Consider the following 24,245-nt stretch of genomic DNA (forward strand, 5'->3'; position numbering starts at 1 on the left):
CATGCAGATTCATGTGGTGAAACGGGGCGATTCTCTTTGGAGACTTTCGCAGTACTATAAATTGCCGTGGCAGGAGCTCGCTACGGTTAACAGATTGTCAGAAAAAGACGTGCTAACAGTAGGACAGACACTTTTTATTCCAACACCGTTTACGTATACCGTTCAGCCTGGTGATTCATTAGAGGAGATCGGAAACAGGATCGGTATATCTGTCGCACAGCTTCAGCAGGCAAATCCCGGTGTAACAGACAGCAACCTCCGGCCAGGAATGCAACTGAACGTTCCACAGCGTACGAAGAAAACGATCGTCACGAACGCGTTTGCAGAACCTAATCCGAAAGCCCAAGCCAATTTTGATGCGGCCGCAAGAGCGCTGACGTACATTACGCTTTTTAGCTATGAAGTGAACGAGAAAGGCATATTCAAACCACTAAATGATTCCGAGTTCTTAAAAGATGCTAAAAATAAAAACGTGCGCCCGATCATGGCGATCACCAACATAAAAGACGGAGAGTTTAGTGAAGAAGTCGGAACAGCGATTCTAACGAAAAAAGAGATTACTGATAAAGTAATAAACGAATCCTTACGAATCATGAAGCAAAAAGGGTATGAAGGCATCTCGGTGGACTTTGAGTTCTTAGGTAAACAAAACAAAGAAGCATACAATCAGTTCCTAAGAACGCTCACAGAGAAGATGCATCAAGAAAATTTCATCGTCATGACCGCGGTAGCACCAAAGATCTCAGGCACACAAGAAGGAGAGTGGTACGAATCGCATGATTACAAAGCACACGGTGAGATCGTCGATTATGTGATTCTGATGACGTACGAGTGGGGATATAGCGGGGGACCGCCGATGGCCGTCAGTCCGCTTCCATCTGTAAAAAAGGTGCTCGACTATGCAGTGAGTGTGATCGATCCAAAGAAAATCCTGATGGGCATCAATCTCTACGGCTATGATTGGACGTTACCGTATAAACCGGGTGGTGAGTTTGCGAAAGCATTGAATCCGGTTCAAGCTACACAACTTGCAGGAAAGCGGCAGGCTGCGATTAAATACTCCAGAAAAGATGAAGCTCCATATTACCGTTATTGGGATAAACAGAAAAAAGAGCATGTGGTATGGTTTGAAGATCTTCGAAGCATGAGAGCCAAGTTTGATGTGGTCGACCAATACGGCTTTGCAGGAGTGAGCTTTTGGAACCTTTCGTTTGGTTATCCTGTATTTTGGAACTATTTGATCGATCGATATAACATCAAATAGAGAAAAATCCGCCAGCTAAAATCAGCTGACGGATTTTTTAATCTTTATTGATTGAGAGGAGGGATGAGCCCTCCACCGTTTTGTTGTCTGTTTCCCTCTTGTCCAGGAGGTGTAGGGGTTGTACCAGGTTCACCTTCTGTTGGTGGCTCAGTTCCAGGCTCTTGTCCTGGAGGTGTGCCCGGCTGATCACCTTCACCGCCTCCTTGATCTGGAGGAGTACCAGGTTCGCCTTCTGTTGGCGGCTCAGTACCAGGCTCTTCTCCAGGAGGGGTACCAGGCTCTTCACCTTCACCCTCACCAGGTGGTGGTTCTTCACCTTCAGGGCCTTCGATCGTAATCGAAGTTCCAGCAGGGTCACTTTCTGTGTTGTTCTCACTATCGATTGCTATGACTTGGAACGAATATTTACCAGGAGCAGGTGCTGGAACAACGAACTTCGTATCGTTGATCGTTGCACGTTCCTGCATAGGTCCATCGTTATAGCTTGCAAGAACTCTAAACGTTACACCTTTTTTCTTGCCATATTTCCATTTAACTTCGATCTCGTTTTTATCTTCTTTGTATTTCGCTTCTAATCCCTCTATTGAAGAAGGTTTTTCATAGCTATCACTAATCCCAGGAAGGTCAGATCCTTTAACGAAAAGCTCGATGATTTTCTCAGAATCAGGTGTGAACTCACTTGCGCGTTTACCTGTTCCTTTTTCCATCGCAACTTCTGTTACGGATTTAGGCTTCTTGAAGTCGGTGTTCTTATGATCTAACTCGCTCATGATATCACGGAAGATCTGCTTCGAATAATCCGCTTCATTGTCGTTAAGATAGAGACCGTCTTTCATATCTGCATAACCAGTCCATACCGCAGCCGTATAGCTAGGGGTATAGCCGGCCATCCAAGCATCTTTCGTTGCCCCATCAGGGAGGCCGTATTTATTTCGGTCGTCTTTAGAATAGTTTGTCGTACCAGTCTTACCAGCTAAGTTAAGTCCGCTAACGTTTGCTTCACGACCAGTACCTCTATCCATAACATCCTTTAGCATATCAGTGATCATATATGCGGTGTAATCTTTCATAGCCGCTTTTGGTTCTGAATCTACTTCGATCACGCGGCCATCAGGGAATTCAACCTTACGAATCGTTGTCGGTTTTGAATAGATACCTCCGTTACCGAATGATGTATAAGCACCAGCCAGTGTAAGAGGGGAGATACCTTTTTCAAAACCGCCAATTGCATAAGATGGATACGTAGTGTCAGGATCTAAGTCAAATCCTAACTTGTTCGCAAAATCGGTTGCTTCTTCAGCTCCAACTTCTTGGAACGCACGAACTGCAGTCGTGTTTTTTGATTCTACGAGCGCTTGACGCATCGAGATGTCGCCAACGTTTCGGTCATTAAAGTTGTTGATCGTGATGTCTTTCAGTTCTACTGGTTCATCTTTTAAGATATAACCCGTGTTCCATTTTTTGTTCTCGATCGCAGGACCATAGTCTAAGATCGGTTTGATCGTTGAACCAGGCTGACGAGTTATTTTAGAAGAGAAATAGTTACTTAATTCATCTCCACGGCCACTTCCTACTGCCCGAATGGCGCCTGTCTTTGTGTCTAGTAAAGCAACACCTGATTGAAGAACTTTGTTTTCATTCTCTAATTTAGCTCTTAATACGTCTTCAGTCGTTTGCTGTGCTTTCGTGTCTAAGTTCGTATAGATTTTAAGTCCAGATGAGTAGATATCTGCTTCTTCAAGTCCTTCAATATCTTTTAAATCATCAATTACTTGTTTGATATAAGCATCATATGGACGTGATTCGGTTTTTAAACTTCCTTCATCGATCATATCTTTTACTGGGATGCTCTTCGCTTTTTCCGCTTCTTCTTTTGTAATAAATTTATGCTGAGCCATTAGGTTCAAAACAACGTTACGGCGATGTTCAGCTTCTTTTGGATTTACAAGCGGGTTGTAGTAACTTGGTGCCTTTGGTAGACCAGCTAATAGAGCTGCTTCTTGCACTTCAAGCTCGCCAACTTCCTTGTCAAAATATACTTTTGATGCTGTTGCGATTCCGAATGCTCTATTTCCAAAGAAAATTTTGTTTAGATACATCTCTAAAATTTGATCTTTAGAATACTTCTGTTCTAATTGAACGGAAAGGTATGCTTCACGAATCTTTCGTGTAAGAGATTTTTCATTCGTTAAAACAGTATTCTTAATAACCTGCTGAGAAATCGTACTCGCACCTTCTGCTCCAAAACCTTCTCTAACGTTAGCGAAAGCGGCACCTGCGATACGTCGTACGTCAATACCACTATGTTCACGGAAACGAACATCTTCTGTTGCGATAAAAGCATTTTGTACATGCTCTGGAATTTCGTTGATTTTAACACGAATTCGTTTTTCATCACCTGCGACGAGCGCTGCTTCTTCGTCGTTCATATCCATAATCTTAGAGGATACTGGTGTTTCTAGTTTCTTAGGATCTAATTTAGGAGAGGTCGCGGCAATAACGCCGATCGTTAACAGTCCTAGAACACCTAATATAAGAGCAAGGATCAACAGAGTCTTCTTCCAGTTACGTCCTCGTCTAGGTTTCTTAATTTTTGTTTTAGTTGCCGGTTTGGAACCATCACTAGATTGTCTGCGTTCCATGCGGCTTCGGTAATCTTTTGACATTGTTTTACCAACCTTTCAACTTCATAAAAAAATGAACACGTTCAATTATTCGACGACATTTGACAATTTATGAACGACTAGAAATAGACAGAATCTACCACTTGTAAATAATGGAGCCGAGGTTGATACCCGATATTTATAGAATGTCCTTTTTCCTCGATTTCACCCTTCGGAATGGATTTTCTGCCTTCTCTCTGTTCGTTCCAAAACGTGATCAAGTGAGAACTGTCGAATAAATAGCTCTCATCTGTTGCAGAGAAACGAAGGATGACGAACGAGATTCCACCATGATCTAAGATGTGCTGCATATGAAGTAACTGATGTTCATGAAAGTTCTTTAGTGGGAAGCTCGTCTTATTCTTTGTTTCTTTTGCCTCAAAGTCAATGTATCTTCCTTTATACACCCCATTGTAATCTGTCGTGGAAGCGAGTTTAAAGTATGCTTCACGAATGACAGCGGCAGATCGTTTTGGATATTCTACATTTACGATCTGAACCGGAGTAGGTTTCTTATGGATGATCGCTTGATTGGTTAAAAGATAATATTCGTTGCTCTGATTGATATCATCTTCTAACGACATTCCTCTGTTGCTGTACGAAATATCCTTTTTAATAGAAGATGAAGATTGTTTTTTCACGATAGAAGTCACTCTTTTACCGTTTGGATAATGAAAGGTACCCATGATTCATCTCCTTTACAACGAAAGATGGCTATGCGCATGAAAAAAACGATACACATAGCCGATGGATGTTTACTTTTTTAGTAGTCGAGAAAGCTCTTCTTCTACAAAACCCATGACAACTTCTTTTGTGTCCTCCGTTTCAATAACGGTAACAGGAGTTGCAGAAGCGCCGAGGTCGATCACTTCTTTCATATAGGCATCGTTTTTACGAATATCTCGTTCTTCAAAAGGAATCTCGTTTGCTTTTAGCCACTCTTTTTCTGCAAAGCATGGAGGGCACGTTTCTTGTGTATAAAGTATTACTGTCTTCGCCAAAGGTCTATGCCTCCTTTTTCCAAATACATCTTTCATAACCATTAGTTTACTCTTTTTTCTTATATGACACAAATATTTTATAACACGAAAGCGAACGATAGAAAATAGGACAAAAAGCATGGAGGAAGAACGTGGTACAGCATAATGACGATATCATTCAACAAATTTTGAAACGTACGAATTCACAAAATCGTGACAATATTTCACGTACCGTAAGCTATGCCACATTTTATAAACATAACCCTGAAGTAAGGTGGGCGATGCTCGCAAGTCTTGTTTCGAGAAATGCAGGTTACAGCATGTGTGACTTAAAAGGGGACTGGTTGCCTAGAATGTTGTCTAGGGATACTAGAAAGCATCTATTTCTAACATATGAACGGGCTAACTGGCTGATCTTTCAAGATGCTTACCCGCAGCTTTTGATCTATGAGTATTCGAAAAGTAAAAATCAGCCATATTTTCATCTGCTCAAATACTTTGGTGTTTCTACATTTATGGTTCATGAATGGGAAAAATTCTGGAAAGAGAAAGATTTGAAGCGAATTTGCACGTCTTTAATCATTAATGAACAACACGTGATCGAAAAGCCAGTTATAGAGGATGGGTTCTATAAGAAGAGGATCTTTTCAAAGGTACCGTTTCTCTTTCAAGATTTTATGCATTTTAGTACCGTGCTTTTTCCTGTTGAGAGTGGGGAAGTGATTGGAATATCCGTCCATGGATTTAAAAAGACGAAAAATAGGATCGAAACCGGAAAAAAACTATATACCATTTTGTTTGAATCAAAGTGGAGTGAAGAGATTCTTTCTTTTGCTGATAAAGTCACTCACACCGGATCTAGACATGATTTTGAAACCTACATCTATCCCGACAAAAAACGAGAGACTCCGTTCTTGAGACTTGCGTTTCCGATCATCGAGCATAACCGGTCGAACACAGGAGATTGGTACCGAAAGAAAATGAACACTGAAAAATTTTATGAACCTGTAAAACCATTGCATTCCATTTTGTTAACAGATTGGTACAAACAAAAGCAAAGGCAGCTAAAAATAGGAATCCTCTTGAAAGAGTGGATCTTGCATGCATAAAAGAAGACGGCTTTTTTGAGCCGTCTTTACTGATTTATGTGCTAGGGATATCAGGGCCGTTCAGCTTTTTGTCACCATAGCCAGTGCTGTTCTTTTGCTCTCTTTTTTGAGTACCTGTTTCTTCTTGGTTCGTGTACTGATCCTGCTGTTTTTGCTGTTTGCTGTCTTGGTTCATGTAGGCACCTCCTTTTTAAATCACCTGAACTGCTCTTAGTTTTGGAGTTGTTGCGACTGATTATACAAACAATCAACAAATTGAGTGTCGAAATTGTAATGATTCCGTTGTATTCCACTTTCTTTGCCGAATGAAAACTAGTTTTGTCAGGTGTGAAGGGGATGAAGTGAGGATGCTAGAAAATAGTACACACAAGAAAACGGGGAGGGATTCATGATGGAAATGGTGTTGATGAAAACCAAAACGGTCTCTGAAGAACTTGGGGTGAATCCAACAACAGTTCAGCGTTGGGTCAGACATTTTAACATACAATGTGACAAGAATGAGCATGGTCATTATCTATTTAAGCAAGACGACATCGAGCAGTTAAAAGAGATTAAAGCTCAGCTCGATAACGGACTTTTGATGAGTGACATACAAGTTCAGTCTATTCAGTCTACAGAGCAATCAATGGAACTACCAACCCAATTTGAAGATAAATTCAATCGTTTGAATAAAGCGATAGAGGCACTGGAAAAGAAAGTGGAAGAAAAAGCAGATGGAGTCGTTTCCTATCAGATGCTGCAGCACGCAACAGAGCTTGAAGAACTGATCAAAAAGATGGAGAACATGGAAGCACGCCTGCAAGATCTTGAAGTCGCACTTCTGAAGCAAGATTATCCAGAAGAGCGACTATATGTAAAAGAAAAATCAAAGAAGAACTGGTTTGTCAGTTTGTTTACGCTATAGAATGTATATGAGGGAAGTTGATTTCCGTTACAGGATGCTCGCTTTCCGTGGGGCGACCGGTGAGCCACTTGCCGCTTTGCGCCTCTAAGTGTCTCACCTGACCGCTCGTCCCACAGGAGTCTCGCACCTTTCACTCCTATCAACTTTCAAAGTAGCAAACAACATACAAAGCTAGCTCTCTGCTACAAAAAAGACCGAAAAACAAATCAAAAAGTGTAAGTCTCTTCATTCTTTGGTAGGATATAAAGAATGGGGGGACTTTTTTAATGGACCATTTATATACATTAACGACAAAACTAATCGCTGATATAGATGAAGCATTTCATATTTATAAAACAGAAACGAAAACGAGAGAAACGGAAGCGGACTTTTTTACAGAGGTCAAACCTTTTGCCGATCGCATCCATTTTCGCGTGAAAGACTGGGAGCCGCTCGCAAGGGATTGGGTGATCGCCAACAAACCCAAATATCTATACCCGATTCAGATCAAGACCGCTGCTGAAAATATCGGCTATTTAGGCGTTTATGTCTTTCAAAAGAAAATGAAAGACAAACGGATCACAGAGATGGTGAAATCTGTTCTCTATGTATTGAACCAGATGAAAAATCAAATGGCGGAAAACGAGAATCAATAATTTCACGTACCGTACTAAAATATTGTTTTTAAAAATTAGGGAGAGAACAAGATGTATCATCCATCTGTTTATGATAATCTAAAGGTTGTGCTCGAAGGAGCTGTGTACGACCTTGATTTTTCAAGAGAAATTGAAATCATTAATCGTAAAGATTTAATGGATCAAGCAATCATCGAAAGAAGTTATTGTATTGATTTTGTTGTTTCTGCAATCGGGGAATCTATGAGAGGGACGATTTCCTTAACTTCAAATCTAGAAGACCTGGCTATGGAGAAGTTAAACGATAATCCTGAAGGAGCAGGCAGTAAATTATCCTGTGTGATTAAGACTCCCGTTTATGAAATTGAAACAGATTGCAAACAACTTCAATCCATACTGAAAAAATGGGGAAGCGGAGATTTAAAAGGTGACATTCAGCAAAAACTTACTTATATATATGGACAACCAAGACATGTATTTACCAACACGATTTCTATACAATTGCAGAAACCGGTTGCTGAAGAAGAACCTGAGCGAATTTCATCCGTACTTGAACAATTAATTTCGTCTATGAAAGAAATGAATGAATATTTTAAGGGGTATAAAAAATGACACAATCGCTACAAAACTTTCCGGAATTTATCCAAAACGCTTGGAACAAAAGCGGATTTTCAGCATTTACAGATATTCAAGAACGAGCAATACCTGAACAGCTAGAAAACAAAGACCTAATCATTGAATCACCAACTGGAACGGGTAAGACTCTTGCTTATGCATTACCAGCACTATCAAAGCTAAACCCAGAAGTAAAGAATGCTCAAGTTCTCTTTTTAGCACCAACACGAGAACTAGCGATGCAAATATACGATGTATGTCAGAAGTTCACCGAAAACAGCGGACTAAGCGGGGCATCTCTCATTGGTGGAGCAAACATGCAGCGTCAGTTAGATAAATTGAAAAAGAAACCACAATTTATCGTAGGTACTCCTGGGCGAGTAAAAGAATTGATCCAAAATAAAAAACTTAAAGTGCATGAAGTAAAAACCATTGTGATCGATGAAGCGGATCACATTATTGAAGCTGGATTTAACGGAGACGTTGAACAAGTAATCGCAGCTACTTTAAAAGACCGTCAGCTTGTATTCGTATCCGCTACGATCAATAACAAGACAGAAGACTGGTCAAGAAAATTAGCAGTAGCACCAGTTATCGTTAAAGTAGAAAAAGACTTAGTAAAGAGCGAAGTCACGCATACGTTCATGGTGTCTGATTACCGTGATAAAGTCGAAAACTTGCGCAAACTTATTCGTCATACTCCTGGAATTAAAGCGATGGTCTTCATCAATAGTTCGATGAAGATGGATGAGTTCGCAACAAAACTTGAGTACAAGAAGATCAAGCTAGGTGTATTGGCGGGTAACTCAACTAAACAAGATCGTCAAAAAGTGATCAACGACTTTAAGAATGGAAAGATTCCTGTTCTTCTAACAACAGATGTTGCGACACGTGGATTAGATATTCCTGACGTTACACACGTTGTTCATTTTGAAATGCCAGAAGACGTAAAGCAATACGTCCACCGATCTGGAAGAACAGGGCGAATGGGAAAAGAAGGTACAGTCGTTTCTCTAGTAACGAAAGCAGAACTAACTTCTGTGAAAAAATGGACTGCGAAGATGAACGTACCTCTTCAAAAGCAGCTGCTTGAAAAAGGACAAGTCATCGTAGAAGAAGGTACTAATAAAGGACCATCAACTAAACGAACTGCTCCAAAAAACGAGAAAAACATGCAGAGAAAGTCTGAAGGATCTAAAAAAAGAAGATAGTTGCAATTAAAGGATTTTTCATAAACCGATAGAATTCTTTCTCTAAAGGGGAGAGATACATTTGGAAATCACTGAATTTTTATATCAGATAAAGCCAGTTAGAGCAGATTTAATGGAAAATCAAACACTAGAGGAACAAGAAAAGCTTCAATCTCATTTTCTGTACCTTCAAGATTTGTTAGAGAAGGGGAAATTGGTATTGGCTGGACCATGTCTGGATGCCTCGTTTGGTGTTGTTATTCTTCAAAATACGAACGAAGAAGAAGCGCAAGAATTCATGGAAAATGATCCAGCAGTCAAGGGGAAGATCATGACAGCAAAACTGTATCCTTTTCGTGTGTCACTAATGAAGAAATAACATACTTCTTAGCACTGTAACCATCGGTTGGTTACAGTGTTTTTTATGCTTTTTCCTAAAGAATATTGTTTATAGCTTCAGCAGCTCTTTTTCTCTTTACCATCGTTTTAAATGTAATGAAATTGGTTGACTATCATGGCAAAACAGCGAGTTAAACGAACCTAAAAATAATGTAGAAGCTAGAAAAAAGGAAATCAATCAAGATTCCTTTTTTCTTTTTGACTTTTCTTTTCATAATACTCATACCTTAACTTACGTTGACGAATCTGCTCTATTTGCCAATCCACAACTTTAATGAGAAATATTAAGACAAGAATAGGGACTCCGATATATAAAAATAGAGTTAAAAAGAGACCTAAGTACATTATTTCCATACTTCGAACATAACCCCCAATAATTTTTTAATAAAAACAACCTTATTTTACCATTAGTAATTGTAAAATTAAGTAAATTTAATATAATTATAATAACATCCTCTGATAATGACTTTTTTTATGTAAGAAAGGTGGAGTGTTATGTTTTGGTTCTTCTTGGGGCTTGCGGGTATCACACTATTATTCATATTGTTCGTTATAAATGGAAGACGTGAATTTTATTTAGACCAAGAAAAACCTTCCAAAGATAATTCTTTAAAGCGATTTGTGAGGTATGGCAATATTGTTATTCGTGCAAAAGATGACTAATCTTACATCATTTCAACAGTCTTATAATCTGAGAAGCAAATAGAGAAAGGAAGTCGACTCATGTTTTGGTTATACTTTTTAATCCCGTTGACTATTATCATTGTTTTAGCTGTTTTGGTTGATAAACATAATAAAAAGAAGGGTTTGAAATCTAGAGTTAAGCATAGCGATATTAAACATTTATGTATGCAAGAACCTCCAGAAAGCAGTCGATCAACAAAATAGAATTTTAAAAATACCTATGAAAACACAGTAAACCGACCAGTTACATACTGGGCGGTTTGCTGTCCTTTTATCCCCCCCACCAAACATTCCGATAAGGCTGAACGTACGGAGTTTCAGGATGTTGTTGAACATACTGCATCTGCTGATAAGTTTGGTGATAACTTTGCGGATAGGTATATTCAACGTTGCGCTGACAGTTCGTGTACGGCCCTATATAAGTTGAAGGTTGAACAGGAGCTACGGTTTCCCTCCATTGATCCTCATTGAGACAATACGTATGCGCCATAACGTTGGCAGGTGTGAATTTCAATATATCTGAACCAAGAATAACTTGTGGAGTCGGTGCATTAAAAATTGCGAGAATATGAGTGTTATCTTCTAAAGCAATTTCATAGTGCCACCAGCCTTGAGGGACGTTAGCTACTTGGCCTGGAGTGATCTTGAAGTTCAATAACTGTTTAGTAAATGGATTCAGGATCGATACAAGAACAGAGCCAGAAATACAGTAGACAAGTTCAGCCGCATTCTGATGATAATGAGGCTCAACTACATTGCTCGTACTCATAAAGATGTCTAATAATGACATGTTCTCTAATGTGTTCAACTGGTTAATACCCAATATATTGATATAATTTTGGCTGTCTTTTTTGAACAGTGGACTCGTATTTACATCAAACGTAAATTGAGTAGAGGGAGATGTGTAATCCATATATGAAACCATAAGATGCTTCACCTCTTCTTAGGCGTTTGCCAACTTTGTAAGTATGGTATGCAAACACAAATAATTGGGTGTTTTTATTAAAATGCACTATGGTCACATGTTCTTTCTATCAGTGCCTTCATCAATACACATATCCCTCTGATACGTTTTACCTCCTAAAAAACTTTCCTTCTAAGAGAAAAAAGTACTTGTTTTTTTGCAGCGAAGATTGATGGAACTTAAACGGAAGCTTCTATCTTTGGAAGTCCTATCGTTAATGTAAAACTTTACGGTTTTCCAGGTGTAAATATAAATATTCCAGCAAGTGTAACGATACCAGTCAAAATTATTGATATTAGTAATCCAATAGAAGCTAGCAATATCTTTTCATTCTTCTTAAAAAGTGAAACTAAGCTAAATACAAAGGCAATGGGTGAACCTATTGCCATTGAGAAAGCTAAAACCGCTCCCTTTAAATTGTACATCAACAGAATTAATGTGATTGATAGCCCAATAGAAATGTAGCTAAGCCAAGTATAATGTTTAGTTTGTTCGTTCCGTTTACGATACCATCCAAGAATGATAAACAATAATCCTAGCAGAAAAAGAGTAATAAATATTAAATCCAAACTAAGCCTCCGTTCTGTTTAACAAATATCGGTATGTGCTGTTCTCATAATGTATGTATGATAATCACATAGTTTACGCATCATCAATAAGTTCACCATGTATTGAATTAAATTATAACATATTATGGAATTTATCTATTTTTATATCTTTTGCATTTGTAAAAAAGTAGAAACTACATGCTAAAATAGAAAGGATAATATTTCAATGAAATGAATGAAGGGGGTAAAAGAATTATGCAACTAAGTTTGAAAGTACAGGGAGAAGGTTCTGAATATTTATCCCGATTGTTAGCAAAGAATCCTAATAACATATATGATCGAGACGAAAAAGGTAACCGAGTTAGGTTAGTGTTTGCTTCTTCCAATGAAAACGAAGCGGAAGCACATATATTTGTTACACCGGATCCGATAGAACTAGTTAGGAATAGTCCAAGTCATTATGATATTACTCAATATATAAATGATAGAGAATTTGTAGTGAGCAGTTTGTTTTGCTCCTATATACGTTCTGCTTTGGGAACTGCATTGAACGGAAAGCCGAAAGAAGAATTCATAAGTTGGGTGGATCATAAATTTGACATGAAATTAGGTTTTGGTCCAGTAGCTACTGATTATTCAAATCAAATGATCAAAAACTTATTTGAACCTCTAGGATATTCAGTAGAAATTGAAGAGCTTGTTTCAAATTATGAGTTTGAAATGAATCGAACAAAGCCTGCAAGATACATACATCTAAATGGGTACATGACTGTTCAATATGCACTTCGTCATTTGTTTGTCATTATACCTGTTCTAGATAATTTTAAGCACTACTTTATTGATGAAAGAGAGATTGAGAAATTAAATAATTATGGTGAAGGTTGGTTAGAGAATCATCCTTTAAAAGATCATATTGTTGAACGTTCTCTTCGTTTTAAAGATGTGATAAAAAAAGTCAACGTACCAACTGTTGTAGTAAAAGAGAAAAAAGAGAGTGTTCAATTTGAAACACCAAAAGTGAGATTGAACGAACTTCGTTATGATGCAATAACTGATAAGGTAAAACATTTGAAATCAAAAGAAAGAATAGTAGATTTGGGTTCTGGAGAAGGCAAACTTTCCGTTCGATTAGCCACATTACATGGCATAAAAGAAATCCTATCAGTTGAACCTTCGGAAACTGCACAATTAAGGGCATTACAACGATTTGAAAAGATAGAAAAAGATCGTTCATTTGTAATTCCAACTCCTGTACTTGGCTCCTTATTCTACTACGATGAGAGGCTGCGAGGAAAAGACGTTATGGTATTATGTGAAGTTATTGAACATATCGATGAGTTCCGCTTACCAAGTATTATGAAGAACATCTTCAGAGAATATCAACCAAGTACACTAGTCATTACAACGCCAAATCGTGATTACAACACCGTATATGATATGAACGAAGCAATTCGCCATAAAGATCACCGATTTGAGTGGTCAAGGAAAGAGTTTAATCAATGGTGTGAGAATTGGTCTGAAGAATACCCGTATTCCCTTCAAATTGAGGGGATAGGTGATGAGCATAAAGAGCATGGATTTCCTACACAGATGTGTACGTTTACAAGAAAGGAGGAAGGGATCAAGTGAGTATGAAGATACAGTTACCTTGTGCCGGAATCGTTTTACTAATTGGACCTTCAAACAGTGGTAAAACAACACTTATGAATAATTGGATCGAGCAAGGCTTGATTAAAGCGTCAGAAGTTGTAAGTTCAGACCAATTTCGTTTACTCATAGGAGATACTGACTTTATAGAATGGGGAAATCGTCCAAAAGATGAAGCAGATGTATTAATGAATACATATCAGACTCTCTCACAAAAAGCTTTTCAATCTATGGACTCTATTATCGAAGCAAGAGCATCTCTAAACAAGCTAACGATAATTGATGCGACTCACCTCTACTCTGATGATCGGTTGAAATATATTGAGTTGGCCAAAAAAAATCATGTTCCTTCAGTAGCGATTGTATTGGATACTCCTATAGATGAATTAATGTTAAGAGATGAACGCAGGGATAATCCTAGAGGGAAGAAAAGGATTAAGCAACAAGTCCAAGTTTTTTCTAAGAATAAGAGATTTATAAAAAAAGAAGGTTTTCACCATGAGTACTTCGTTAAACATAATGAAATTAAAGAGTTATTGCTTACTAGATACACAAATCCTATAGAAGTCGATATTGATAGAGGAATTGATTTTATTGGTGATGTTCATGCTTGTTATGATGAACTGCTCGAATTATTAAATTCTTTAGGTTATGAGCCGAACGGTGACGATTTATTCATCCATCCTGAAGGAAGAAAGTTCGTGTCTGTCGGTGATGTGATGAGCAGGGGACCTAAATCAATTGAGAGTATGATTTTCTTCAAAAAACATGTAGATGCTGGCGTAGCATATATGATAGACAGCAACCACGGTTGGAAGATTGCAAGATGGCTAGGTGGCAGAAGCGTAACATTATCTCATGGCGATGAAAAAGTTGCAGAAGAATTTGATCAATATGCGAGTACACATGGAATCGAAAAGGCGAACATACTAAAAACAGAACTTAAAGAATTCTTATTAAGCGCCCCTTCTCATTATGTGTTCAAAAAGAATGGCATAAGAGTTGCAGTTGCTGCTCATGCAGGAATAAAAGATGAATACATCGGAAAGCAATCATTTACCGTTTCAGATTTCTGTCGTTATGGAGATACGGCTCATTCAGATGACAACTTAAAACCTGTTCGTAAAGATTGGTTTACTGGACATCAAAGTAAAGAATTAATAATTTGGGGACATGATCCTAAAGTGCAGCCTTTAGTGATTAATAATACGATTAATATTGATCAAGGAGTAGTATTTGGTGGCTCACTGACTGCTTTCAGGTATCCAGAAAAACGATTTGTATCGAGTAAAGCCAAACAAGATTATTCTGATATGGTTGATAATCCGCTTTCCGCATGGAAATCTATGCGATTAAATCCTCCAAACATAGCAAGATTTATTAAAGGTTATTCCGTATTAACAGAGCATTTTGGTCAAATTAAAGTAAAGGATGGAGTAGTCAAGTCGGCGATTGATTCAGTATCTCACTTTACTGTACCAATTGAGGAATTAATTTATATTCCACCGACCATGAGTCCGACACCAGAACCTTCGAAACTAGAAGATTATTTGGAGCATCCAGCAGAAGCGTTTGACTATTATCGTACGAACGGAATAGAAACGATGGTAGTACAAAAAAAGCACATGGGTAGCAGAGGAATTTTATTGCTCTTTAAGGATAACGAGGCAGCAGAAAAGTATGTAGAAAGACAGACTTTAGGGACGATCTATACCCGAAACGGAAGGCCTTTCTTTTCTAAGGAAACACAAGCAGAAATCTTAAAAAGGTTAAACAAAGGCTTGATAGAAAGTGGATATTTTGAAAAGTATGATACAGACTTTGTACTTTTGGATGCAGAGATTCTTCCTTGGAATTTAAAAGCTAATGAACTCATAAGTTCTCAATACGCACATGTAGCAGACGCAGCTATTATGGACCGTAGTAAGCTAAAAGAAAGCTTAGGTTCTGCTTTAGAACAAGGAAGAGATGTAGAATCTTGGATTTTGGAAACCGATAAGAGATTGAGTAACGCTCTAACTTTTAGAGAAGTATTTCAAAAGTATTGTTGGAATACAAATGGACTTGATGGCATACAGATTGCACCTTTTCATGTATTAGCTCACAGTCATAAGACATTCTTTAACATGCCACATTCATGGCATATGGAAATGAACAAGGAACTTAGTACAATATCTGATTTGTTTATCGAAACAGAATATAAAATCGTAAGTGATGAAGCTTCCCAAAAGGATGCCATTCGTTGGTGGGAAGAGATGACTGAAGAAGGCCATGAAGGATTTGTGGTTAAACCTGAATTTTTTATTACTAAGAATGTTAAGGGCTCAATTCTTCAGCCTGCTATTAAGGTCCGTGGGCGAAAATATCTTCATATCATTTATGGCATGGACTACTTGCTTCCCGAAAATCTTAAACGTCTTAAACAGCGTAACGTAACTAAGAAACAAAAATTTGCTTTAATGGAATTTGCACTTGGAATGGAAGGAATAAATAGATTTGTAAAAGAGGATTCCATTGAAAGAATTCATGAGTGTGTTCTTGCTACTATTGCATTAGAAGCAGATTCAATCGATCCAAGATTATAAAAAAGCTACCTAGACTAATCGATTTAGACGAATGGAGGAAAAATAATTCTTATAAGAAAAGGAATAGCTGCTCTGACAACTAGTTTCTTTATAACCTTATTGAATTTTGCGATTATAGGTGTGGATTTTAGTGTATTTATAGCGTTTTATATAATACCAATAGTTATCTTATATGGTTCATTTTCTTCCATATTGTCTGATTACATGATTAGATGGGTTCATCCAACTTTTAAACTTTTATTATCAGGTATTTTTCACATTCTTTTTGGGTTGATATTCTTAATATTCATTCAAATAGGAGAACACGGATATGATTTGGAAAATATAGTATGGAATATATTCTTCACGCAATCTATACTTTGTTCTTTATTCTTTTGGATAATTGACGAAGTGTTGAAGAGAAAAAACATAATTATATGGTATAAAGAGAAGTTGTCTAAAATTGGCGAGCTAAGGTTATAAATGAAGGAATTCAAATCGTGCGCTTTTACTTCAAATAGGGGTACACTCCTCATTATCTCATTGAGGACCATACGAAAAAGGGGATAACCACAATGACAAAGACAAAAAAGCTTATTGGAGGCATATTGTCTGCAGCTGTTGCATTAAGTGCCTGCAGTTCTAGAGAAGATATAGCGGTTCAAGATGAATCAACTTACACTGAAGATGAAACTTACTCAACCTCTTATTCGGAAGAGCCAACCTATGATGATGCTGTTGAAGAGGAGATTGAACTAGATCATTTGCAATCTCAATATCCAGATATGGACTTAGAAGCAATGGAGAATTATATAGAAGAAAACGGACTGGAATATCAAGAGGATGAGCTTATCATTTTCTTAGATGATGTCTATGAAAACGGAGAATCTACTCTGGAATCCAACTATTATGCTAATGAAAGCTCTTTTCCATGGTGGATATTCTTGTTAGCGAATACATCCAAAGTGAAACCTGCAGGAAAAGTTACCTTTACGAAACCAGCTACAACTGCTCCTTCAACCGTTAAACCAGCAACAAAGCCGAGTACGAACGTGACAACATCTCCTTCATCAACCGGTTCTCAATCAGGTTCAGGCTTTGGTTCGGGAAGTAAGTCATCTGGATCTTAAATCGTCATATCCACTCTATATGCTCATACAAATCTCTTAAACCCATCACTGATGGGTTTTTTATAGTTTTATTCGTTCAGAGATTGACGACAAATTTAATAAATGATAGAATTCGATATGTAAATCGTAATGATGACGATTAAGTGGGAGTGAGGGGGTAGCAATTAACAAGGAACAGAAGGGCGAGCATAAAGAACACCTCGTATAAGGGTGTAGTAGATTTTATGATTACTTCGTTTTTTTAGTATTCCAGTTTACTTAATACATAGGTATTGCATCTTTCAATAAATTTTAACCATTATTTTTTTTTATATTTAAACCGTAATGATTACGATTATAATCTAACAGGCAAGGAAGGTAAATGAATGAGAAATTATAAGAATATTTTAGTAGGAATGTTATGTTTGGTTCTTGTATTCATGGCTGGTTGTTCAACCACACAAAATAGCTCAGAAAAACAAGAAGAAAAAGAAAAGAACGTTAATATGATTTTCAGTTTTAAAGCAGCTAACTTAGATCCGCATACTGGCTTTATTCCTATTCGTGCTGGACTTACTGAAACGTTATTAAAACTGGATGATAAATCGAATATTGAAGGCTGGCTAGCTGAAAGATGGGAAACAACAGATAACGAGAAGTGGGTATTTGAAATTCGAGATGATGTAAAATTTCAAGATGGTAAAAAACTTGATGCTGAATCTGTCAAACAATCATTAGAAAGAAGTATTGAAGCGAACGAATCGTTAGGTGATTCTCTCAAGATTAAATCTATGGAAGCAGATGGACAAGCACTTACGATCCATACGACAGAGCCCTATCCTGCACTTCCATCCGAACTTGTAAATCCTTATACATCAATTGTAAACATGGAAGCAGCCAAGAAGGATGGAGAAGAAGCGTTTAGAAATAACCCAATCGGTACAGGTCCATTTAAAGTAAAAGAATTTAAATCCAATCAATTTGTTGAAGTTGAAAAAAACAAAGACTATTGGGCTGGAGAACCGAAACTGGACTCAGCCAAAATAAAGTTTAATGAAGACGCTAACGTAAGAGCACTTGCCCTACAGTCAAAAGAAGCTGATGTTGTGTACAATCTCCCTGCCGAAAGTCTAGATACGATAGAAAAGGATAATAAATTGAGAGTTGAATCCATTCCTGGACTACGAGCGCATTTTGTTCTATATAACAGTCAAAGTAAAAATGTTAAAGATTTAAAGGTTAGACAAGCTCTAGACCTCTTGATCGATCGCAAGAGTGTTGTAAATGACATCATGGTAGGACACGGTCTTGAAGCTAACGGTCCATTTAACAGTACATTGCCGTTTGGGCTAGATGAAGAAGTTTCAGAATTGAACGTGGAAAAAGCTAAAAGCCTTTTAACTCAAGCGGGCTACAAAGAGAATGCAGAAGGTTTAATGGAGAAAGACGGTAAACCGCTAACTCTTGAACTAGTTACGTATAAAGCTCGTCCAGAACTGCCTCTAATCGCGCAGCTACTTCAATCTGACGCAAGTAAAGCAGGAATCAAAATCGATATAAAAACAGTTGAAAATGCAGATACGCATCTAGTTGAGAACAAGGATTGGGATCTAGCGATTTATAGTAACAATACCTCTCCAAGAGGAGACGGAAGCTACTTCTTTAACACTGCTTTCACAGAAACAGGAGCGTTAAATGTTGGGAAGATCAACATTCCTGAACTTAACACTCTAATTGAAAAGTTAAATAGAACGACAGATCTAGATGAGCGTACAAAGCTGACACAAGATGCGTCTAAGGTAATCAACAAAGAAGTTGCCCATAGCTATGCCGTTTATCCAAATATCATTATTGGAATGAACAAACGCATTGTGAACTGGGAGCCTACAGCAGAGGAGTATTATATTCTAACACACAATATGGATGTGAAATAATGTGATTACGATTATAAAGAATAGGGTTACTCAGCTGGTTGTTGTTTTATTCATTCTATCCCTATTTACGTTCACATTAATGAAGTTGGCACCAGGTGATCCGGTTCTTACCATTCTAAATGCCGATGAGATGGTAGTAACAGAAGAAGATCAAGCTGAGCTTAGAAATAAGCTTGGCTTTGATCAGCCTCTGTATGTACAATATGGCAAATGGATGTTCAACCTCATGCAGCTTGATCTAGGAAAATCATACATGTCTGGGAAACCAGTTATTGAAGAACTGTTAACGCGCATACCCATTACTGCGGAACTTACATTTTTTGCAATGACTATCATGCTTTGCATTACCGTTCCTCTTGGCGTATGGTCTGCAAAATATGTTAACAAATGGCCTGACCAATTAAGTCGGATTTTAGCATTAATCGGAGCATCGATACCTAATTTTTGGCTCGGGCTCATTTTAATCTATCTCTTTGCGTTTAAATTAGGTGTTCTACCTTCGTCAGGAATAGGGTCCTATTCTCAAATCATCTTACCTGCCTTTACATTAGGATTTACATTTGCAGTAGTTTACGCAAGGCTGCTTCGAGCAGGCCTTTTGCAAAGTTTGTCTGAGGACTATATTTACGCAGCAAGAGCAAGAGGTGTCAAAGAGTGGAGGATTCTATGGTTGCATGCGTTTAGAGCTGCTGTTCTCCCTGTTCTGACCATTTTCGGCTTAAGTTTAGGTAGTTTCTTAGGTGGAGCAGTAGTAGTTGAAATTTTATTTTCTTGGCCAGGATTAGGAAGTCTTGCCGTTGACGCTATATTTAACCGAGACTATCCGGTTATCCAAGGATATGTTTTATTAACTGGAGTATTTGTTGTACTAACAAATCTCTTAGTTGATTTATCTTATTATGTGATCGATCCAAGAATGAAACGAAAAGAGGAGGCATTATGAAGATGAATATTCAGATGCCTAGAATAAATCAAATCCCATTTTTCTTTAAAAATCAAAACTTACTGATTCAGTGTGGGATCATATTTTTTATGATCATCATTTTGATCACATTAATTGGACCGTTTATCGTTCCAAATGATCCCTTCACAGCGAATATGTCTGAACGACTTGCTCCGCCGAGTAGCGTTTACCCTTTTGGAACTGACCATTTGGGAAGATGTATATTTTCAAGACTCATAGTCGGTGCCCAGTCAACACTTGGTATAACGGCTCTTGTTGTAGTGACTGTTGCACTAATCGGAATTCCAATCGGTCTCTTAATCGGTTATATCGGTGGTCGATTGGATACAGTGTTTATGCGTTTAGCGGATGGTATACTTGCTCTTCCAGAATTTATTTTAGCGATAGCGATCGCTGGATTCTTAGGACCAAGTTTGACGAATCTTATGATTTCGATTGTTTTTGTTAAGTGGATTGCTTATACAAGGGTCGTAAGAAGTATCGTAATCACTGAACGAAACAAAGATTATGTTCTAGCTGCAAAAGTTGGGGGAAGTTCTAGCTGGAAGATTATCAGAAGACATATGTTTCCGCAAATTGTTTCTCCTGTACTTGTCCTTGCTACCCTTGATATCGGAAAAGTGATCCTTACAATCTCTTCCTTATCTTACCTTGGATTAGGTGCGCAGCCACCAGCTCCAGAATGGGGAGCAATGTTAAATGATGGAAGACCTTATTTTCAGAGTGCGCCAGAATTAATGATCTACCCAGGTTTAGCCATCTTTTTTGTAGTATTAGCATTTAACTTGATGGGTGAAGGATTGCGAGACAAATGGGATGTTAAAAGTCGATAGAGAGGAGGGTTGCAATGTTTGAGAACAAACCGACAACTTCAAATGAGAATAATCTGCTCGTTGTGGAGAATCTTTCAGTGACTGTGCGCAACAGCAGGGAAAAGTTAATCCGCAATCTAAATTTTTCTATTCCTCAAGGTGAAATATTTGGCTTAGTCGGAGAAAGCGGAAGTGGAAAAAGTTTGACGGCAACCGTGATTTTGGGAATGCTTTCTAAGTCTCTGGAAGTTACAAGCGGATCTGTTATATATGGTCAATCAGAGATCACGTCGTTAAGTGAAAAAGAGCTAAGAAATATTCGCGGTCGTGATATTGCTTACCTCTCACAAAACTATCAAAGCTTTTTCACTCCATTCATAAAAGTTGGAAAGCAATTTATTGAGATTATAAGGTGTCACACAGACATGAGTAGAAAAGAAGCAAAGAAAGTGGCTATTCATTGGCTGAACAAAGTCCACTTACCTGCAGAACGTGTATTTAACAGTTTTCCTGATGAACTTAGTGGCGGACAATTGCAGAGAGCTTCTATCGCATCAGCCATAATGTTTCAGCCGAAACTGATCATTGCAGATGAACCAACAACTGCTCTAGATGTGTTAACCGGAGAAAGAATTCTAGATCTCCTGTCTGAACTTAAAGAAGAGTTGAATTGCTCAATTCTCCTAATCTCACACGATTTGAAACATATTATTAACCGGACGCAAACAGTTGGCGTTATGTACGGTGGACAAATTGTAGAAATAGGAAAAACGAGTGCTATAGTGGCAAATCCTATTCATCCTTATACGAATCTATTACTTCAGTCGAGGCTCAGATTGAATAAGCATATTCAACATGAATTGACGGCTATGCTTGGTGAACCTGGATTAATAGCTGAAGAGGGCTGTCCTTTTTCGAAAAGATGTCCGAGTGTTATGGAATCCTGCAGCAATATAGTGCCAATGAGTAGCTTAGGAACAGACCATTCGGCTGCCTGTCATCTGGTGAATGCAGAAAGGGAAGAACGATATGTTACACGTTAATTCAATCTCGAAGACGTATCACTCAAAACCAGCTTTACGTGATATTTCACTCTACGTTAATGCTGGTGATAGCATAGGGATCATTGGAGAGAGTGGCAGTGGTAAGAGTACTCTTGGTAAGATCATTTTAGGGCTAAAGAAACCTGATCAAGGAGATGTCTATTTTAGAGGGAGTAACCTTCACACGTTAAACGGACAAGCTTTGAAAAAACTCAGGCGTCACCTTCAAATCGTGTTTCAAGATCCTGTAGGGTCATTAAATCCTAAGCTTCCAGTGTGGAAGTCTGTGGTTGAACCGTTAGAAAATTTTCCAGACGTTATCCCTTCATTTTTAAAAGAAGTAAGACATGATCGTAAGAAGATAGCCGAAGTCTTGTTTCAAAAAGTCGGCCTGTCACCTGAACTTCTGGAGAGGTATCCACACCAACTAAGTGGTGGTCAAAAACAAAGAATAGCCGTAGCGAGGGGAATTAGCTTAGAACCAGATCTGCTGGTTTGCGATGAACCTACTTCAAGTCTGGATGTTTCTGTACAAGCACAAGTCCTCAACCTGTTAAAGAAGTTACAGCGAGACTTGAACCTCTCTTTTCTATTCATCTCGCATGATATCGCTGCTGTCCAATTCATGTGCGAACGAATCGTGGTATTAAAGGATGGTATCTTAGTTGATGCATTTTTAACTAGAGAACTTTTTTCCACAGCTCGTCATCCTTATACAAAAATGCTAGTAGAGATGAGTATGGAACAAGACCAGTAATGTAAGAGAACCAACACTTGTTTAAACAAAGTGCTGGTTTTATTTATTTTAGGAGGATGAACTTTATTGAATCATTCGAAATACTTAGGATTGGCACTACCGCTGATTCTTACAACCATCACGACTCCTCTCCTTGGTGCAGTTGATACGGCTGTTGTTGGACAGCTGGATGATTCCTCTTACATAGCTGGAGTGGCAGTCGGCACGATTATCTTTAATACGATGTATTGGCTGTTTGGATTCTTAAGAGTGAGTACATCTGGATTTGCTGCACAAGCGCATGGAACAAAGAATGAGGAAGAAATTTTACGATCACTCAGTAGACCTTTGCTCTTGGCACTGAGCATAAGCGCAATTTTAGTAGCACTCCAATATCCGATAAAAGAACAGTTTCTACCGCTGTTGACAAAAGATCCAGTCGTTCAGTCTTTAGCAACAGATTATTTTGCGATTCGTATATGGGGTGTACCATTCGGACTGCTCAATTATGTAATCATAGGATGGATGATGGGACTGGCTATGATTAAGAAGACCTTGTTCCTTCAAATGTACATGAACGTAACGAACATTGTACTTGATATTCTATTTGTTAAAGTCTTCTCATGGAGTGTTGTAGGGGTTGCAGCGGCTACATTGATTTCGGAGGTCTCTACTTTCGTAATCGGTCTTGTTATTGTTTGGAAAGCGATTCCCGCAAAGCAACGTAAAAAGATTCTCCAAATAAAATCAATCGATCTATCTTCTTATAAAAAAATGATGAGGATGAACAGGGATTTATTCATTCGAACATTATGCTTATTAATTGTGTTTAATGTTTTTACGGCAAAGGGAGGCACGTTCGGTACAGAGATCCTTGCGGCAAACGCAATATTGATACAGATTCATTTCATCATGGCATATATGTATGATGGATTTGCCAATGCTTCAAGTATATTAACAGGAAGAGCAATAGGTTCTAACGATAAGACACTTTATCAAACAACGATAAGACTCACTTTTCAATGGGCAGTTATCTCATCACTCATCATTTCAAGTGTATATTACTTATTCAATGATCAGATACACCAAATGTTCACCTCGATACCTGAAGTACTTCATGAAGTAGGTACGTACGAAGCTTGGATCGTATGTTTTCCGCTCGTCTCCAGCTTTGGAGTCGTACTTCATGGAATTTTTGTAGGAGCAACAGAAGCCTCTTCATTACGTAATACTATGATTCTAGCATTACTCGTTTTCTTAATTTCTCTTTTCTTAGCAGCACGTATAGATAATCATGGATTATGGTTAGCTTTTATTCTCTTCAGTTTTGCTCGATCGTTGTTCTTAATTTTACATGTGCCAAAGTTAACGAGGAAAATAGGATTTCATGAAATTCGCTATAGTGGAGAGAGTAAAGAATTTTAACAAATTAAAGGACAAATAAACAAAACACGGGGCACTAATAACAATGCCCTGTTTCTTTTTATTACACCCTTGTAATA

Annotated in this window: 23 protein-coding genes; 17 read left to right on the top strand and 6 right to left on the bottom strand. The window is 38.1% G+C overall.

The window, feature by feature from the left end:
• Position 1: 1 nt before the first annotated feature.
• Positions 2 to 1,264, top strand: coding sequence for a glycosyl hydrolase family 18 protein (locus IHV11_RS06025; RefSeq protein ID WP_197193979.1), 1,263 nt, complete (start codon positions 2 to 4; stop codon positions 1,262 to 1,264).
• A 44-nt stretch (positions 1,265 to 1,308) separates the two neighbouring features.
• On the opposite strand, the gene IHV11_RS06030 is transcribed toward IHV11_RS06025, so the two are convergent.
• The 3 genes from IHV11_RS06030 to IHV11_RS06040 all read right to left on the bottom strand — a co-directional run bounded on the left by IHV11_RS06030 (position 1,309) and on the right by IHV11_RS06040 (position 4,928).
• Positions 1,309 to 3,930, bottom strand: a complete 2,622-nt coding sequence (locus IHV11_RS06030; protein ID WP_197193980.1) for a transglycosylase domain-containing protein — start codon at positions 3,928 to 3,930, stop codon at positions 1,309 to 1,311.
• Between the two features lie 77 nt (positions 3,931 to 4,007).
• A complete protein-coding gene (gene recU / locus IHV11_RS06035) occupies positions 4,008 to 4,613 on the bottom strand; it encodes a Holliday junction resolvase RecU (protein ID WP_197193981.1) in 606 nt (201 codons plus the stop codon).
• Positions 4,614 to 4,682: 69 nt separating this feature from the next.
• A complete protein-coding gene (locus IHV11_RS06040; RefSeq protein ID WP_197193982.1) occupies positions 4,683 to 4,928 on the bottom strand; it encodes a glutaredoxin family protein in 246 nt (81 codons plus the stop codon).
• A 131-nt stretch (positions 4,929 to 5,059) separates the two neighbouring features.
• On the opposite strand from IHV11_RS06040, the gene IHV11_RS06045 reads away from it, so the two are divergent.
• Positions 5,060 to 6,016 carry a DUF2515 family protein gene (locus IHV11_RS06045; RefSeq protein ID WP_370568631.1) on the top strand — a complete coding sequence of 319 codons (957 nt, stop codon included), beginning with the start codon at positions 5,060 to 5,062 and terminating at the stop codon, positions 6,014 to 6,016.
• A gap of 34 nt (positions 6,017 to 6,050) precedes the next feature.
• Here the strand turns inward: IHV11_RS06045 and IHV11_RS06050 are convergent, their stop codons facing one another.
• On the bottom strand, positions 6,051 to 6,191 hold the full coding sequence (locus IHV11_RS06050; protein ID WP_197130538.1) for a hypothetical protein: 141 nt from the start codon (positions 6,189 to 6,191) through the stop codon (positions 6,051 to 6,053).
• Positions 6,192 to 6,404: 213 nt separating this feature from the next.
• Between IHV11_RS06050 and IHV11_RS06055 the strand changes: the two genes are divergently transcribed.
• The 6 genes from IHV11_RS06055 to IHV11_RS06080 all read left to right on the top strand — a co-directional run bounded on the left by IHV11_RS06055 (position 6,405) and on the right by IHV11_RS06080 (position 10,401).
• Positions 6,405 to 6,920, top strand: coding sequence for a MerR family transcriptional regulator (locus tag IHV11_RS06055; protein ID WP_197193983.1), 516 nt, complete (start codon positions 6,405 to 6,407; stop codon positions 6,918 to 6,920).
• Between the two features lie 266 nt (positions 6,921 to 7,186).
• Positions 7,187 to 7,555, top strand: coding sequence for a YppE family protein (locus IHV11_RS06060; protein WP_197191568.1), 369 nt, complete (start codon positions 7,187 to 7,189; stop codon positions 7,553 to 7,555).
• A gap of 51 nt (positions 7,556 to 7,606) precedes the next feature.
• Positions 7,607 to 8,146, top strand: a complete 540-nt coding sequence (locus IHV11_RS06065) for a hypothetical protein (protein ID WP_197193984.1) — start codon at positions 7,607 to 7,609, stop codon at positions 8,144 to 8,146.
• A complete protein-coding gene (locus tag IHV11_RS06070) occupies positions 8,143 to 9,360 on the top strand; it encodes a DEAD/DEAH box helicase (protein WP_197193985.1) in 1,218 nt (405 codons plus the stop codon). Before IHV11_RS06065 ends, IHV11_RS06070 begins: the two co-directional genes overlap by 4 nt.
• 61 nt (positions 9,361 to 9,421) lie before the next feature.
• Positions 9,422 to 9,718, top strand: a complete 297-nt coding sequence (locus IHV11_RS06075; protein WP_197193986.1) for a YciI family protein — start codon at positions 9,422 to 9,424, stop codon at positions 9,716 to 9,718.
• A 515-nt stretch (positions 9,719 to 10,233) separates the two neighbouring features.
• Entirely contained in the window at positions 10,234 to 10,401 is a 168-nt protein-coding gene (locus IHV11_RS06080) for a hypothetical protein (protein ID WP_197193987.1), read from the top strand.
• Between the two features lie 292 nt (positions 10,402 to 10,693).
• Here IHV11_RS06080 and IHV11_RS06085 read toward each other — a convergent pair whose 3' ends face one another.
• Together IHV11_RS06085 and IHV11_RS06090 are read right to left on the bottom strand one after the other, a co-directional pair.
• The gene (locus IHV11_RS06085; protein WP_197193988.1) at positions 10,694 to 11,347 is read right to left on the bottom strand and encodes a cupin domain-containing protein; all 654 of its coding nucleotides are present in this window, start codon (positions 11,345 to 11,347) and stop codon (positions 10,694 to 10,696) included.
• A 266-nt stretch (positions 11,348 to 11,613) separates the two neighbouring features.
• Positions 11,614 to 11,955, bottom strand: a complete 342-nt coding sequence (locus IHV11_RS06090; protein WP_197193989.1) for a hypothetical protein — start codon at positions 11,953 to 11,955, stop codon at positions 11,614 to 11,616.
• 234 nt (positions 11,956 to 12,189) lie between these two features.
• Between IHV11_RS06090 and IHV11_RS06095 the strand changes: the two genes are divergently transcribed.
• The 9 genes from IHV11_RS06095 to IHV11_RS06135 all read left to right on the top strand — a co-directional run bounded on the left by IHV11_RS06095 (position 12,190) and on the right by IHV11_RS06135 (position 24,168).
• Complete coding sequence (locus IHV11_RS06095) at positions 12,190 to 13,563, top strand: 3' terminal RNA ribose 2'-O-methyltransferase Hen1 (RefSeq protein ID WP_197193990.1); 1,374 nt, start codon at positions 12,190 to 12,192, stop codon at positions 13,561 to 13,563.
• Between the two features lie 2 nt (positions 13,564 to 13,565).
• The gene (locus tag IHV11_RS06100; RefSeq protein WP_197194928.1) at positions 13,566 to 16,166 is read left to right on the top strand and encodes a polynucleotide kinase-phosphatase; all 2,601 of its coding nucleotides are present in this window, start codon (positions 13,566 to 13,568) and stop codon (positions 16,164 to 16,166) included.
• 554 nt (positions 16,167 to 16,720) lie between these two features.
• Positions 16,721 to 17,275 (top strand): hypothetical protein, encoded by a 555-nt coding sequence (locus IHV11_RS06105; RefSeq protein WP_197193991.1) that lies wholly within the window; start codon positions 16,721 to 16,723, stop codon positions 17,273 to 17,275.
• 365 nt (positions 17,276 to 17,640) lie between these two features.
• Positions 17,641 to 19,188, top strand: coding sequence for a nickel ABC transporter substrate-binding protein (gene nikA, locus IHV11_RS06110; protein WP_197193992.1), 1,548 nt, complete (start codon positions 17,641 to 17,643; stop codon positions 19,186 to 19,188).
• A gap of 4 nt (positions 19,189 to 19,192) precedes the next feature.
• Positions 19,193 to 20,131, top strand: a complete 939-nt coding sequence (nikB, locus tag IHV11_RS06115) for a nickel ABC transporter permease (RefSeq protein WP_370568664.1) — start codon at positions 19,193 to 19,195, stop codon at positions 20,129 to 20,131.
• Positions 20,128 to 20,985 (top strand): nickel transporter permease, encoded by an 858-nt coding sequence (nikC, locus tag IHV11_RS06120; RefSeq protein ID WP_197193993.1) that lies wholly within the window; start codon positions 20,128 to 20,130, stop codon positions 20,983 to 20,985. Before nikB ends, nikC begins: the two co-directional genes overlap by 4 nt.
• Positions 20,986 to 20,999: 14 nt before the next feature.
• A complete protein-coding gene (locus tag IHV11_RS06125; protein ID WP_197193994.1) occupies positions 21,000 to 22,007 on the top strand; it encodes an ABC transporter ATP-binding protein in 1,008 nt (335 codons plus the stop codon).
• Positions 21,994 to 22,764, top strand: coding sequence for an ABC transporter ATP-binding protein (locus IHV11_RS06130; protein WP_197193995.1), 771 nt, complete (start codon positions 21,994 to 21,996; stop codon positions 22,762 to 22,764). The genes IHV11_RS06125 and IHV11_RS06130 overlap by 14 nt, the downstream gene beginning before the upstream one ends.
• A gap of 66 nt (positions 22,765 to 22,830) precedes the next feature.
• Positions 22,831 to 24,168, top strand: coding sequence for an MATE family efflux transporter (locus IHV11_RS06135; RefSeq protein ID WP_197193996.1), 1,338 nt, complete (start codon positions 22,831 to 22,833; stop codon positions 24,166 to 24,168).
• The last annotated feature ends 77 nt before the right edge of the window (positions 24,169 to 24,245 follow it).

This window comes from Fictibacillus sp. 26RED30, from assembly GCF_015903845.1.
In the GTDB taxonomy this organism is placed as follows: domain Bacteria; phylum Bacillota; class Bacilli; order Bacillales; family Fictibacillaceae; genus Fictibacillus; species Fictibacillus phosphorivorans.

Coding starts and splice junctions, on each gene's coding strand:
- IHV11_RS06050 (WP_197130538.1), bottom strand. CDS start 6,191: ATGAACCAAGACAGCAAACAGCAAAAACAGCAGGATCAGTACACGAAC.
- IHV11_RS06125 (WP_197193994.1), top strand. CDS start 21,000: ATGTTTGAGAACAAACCGACAACTTCAAATGAGAATAATCTGCTCGTT.
- nikC (WP_197193993.1), top strand. CDS start 20,128: ATGAAGATGAATATTCAGATGCCTAGAATAAATCAAATCCCATTTTTC.
- IHV11_RS06025 (WP_197193979.1), top strand. CDS start 2: ATGCAGATTCATGTGGTGAAACGGGGCGATTCTCTTTGGAGACTTTCG.
- IHV11_RS06130 (WP_197193995.1), top strand. CDS start 21,994: ATGTTACACGTTAATTCAATCTCGAAGACGTATCACTCAAAACCAGCT.
- IHV11_RS06055 (WP_197193983.1), top strand. CDS start 6,405: ATGATGGAAATGGTGTTGATGAAAACCAAAACGGTCTCTGAAGAACTT.
- IHV11_RS06030 (WP_197193980.1), bottom strand. CDS start 3,930: ATGTCAAAAGATTACCGAAGCCGCATGGAACGCAGACAATCTAGTGAT.
- IHV11_RS06085 (WP_197193988.1), bottom strand. CDS start 11,347: ATGGTTTCATATATGGATTACACATCTCCCTCTACTCAATTTACGTTT.
- IHV11_RS06100 (WP_197194928.1), top strand. CDS start 13,566: ATGAAGATACAGTTACCTTGTGCCGGAATCGTTTTACTAATTGGACCT.
- IHV11_RS06095 (WP_197193990.1), top strand. CDS start 12,190: ATGCAACTAAGTTTGAAAGTACAGGGAGAAGGTTCTGAATATTTATCC.
- IHV11_RS06065 (WP_197193984.1), top strand. CDS start 7,607: ATGTATCATCCATCTGTTTATGATAATCTAAAGGTTGTGCTCGAAGGA.
- recU (WP_197193981.1), bottom strand. CDS start 4,613: ATGGGTACCTTTCATTATCCAAACGGTAAAAGAGTGACTTCTATCGTG.
- IHV11_RS06080 (WP_197193987.1), top strand. CDS start 10,234: ATGTTTTGGTTCTTCTTGGGGCTTGCGGGTATCACACTATTATTCATA.
- IHV11_RS06070 (WP_197193985.1), top strand. CDS start 8,143: ATGACACAATCGCTACAAAACTTTCCGGAATTTATCCAAAACGCTTGG.
- IHV11_RS06060 (WP_197191568.1), top strand. CDS start 7,187: ATGGACCATTTATATACATTAACGACAAAACTAATCGCTGATATAGAT.
- IHV11_RS06105 (WP_197193991.1), top strand. CDS start 16,721: ATGACAAAGACAAAAAAGCTTATTGGAGGCATATTGTCTGCAGCTGTT.
- nikA (WP_197193992.1), top strand. CDS start 17,641: ATGAGAAATTATAAGAATATTTTAGTAGGAATGTTATGTTTGGTTCTT.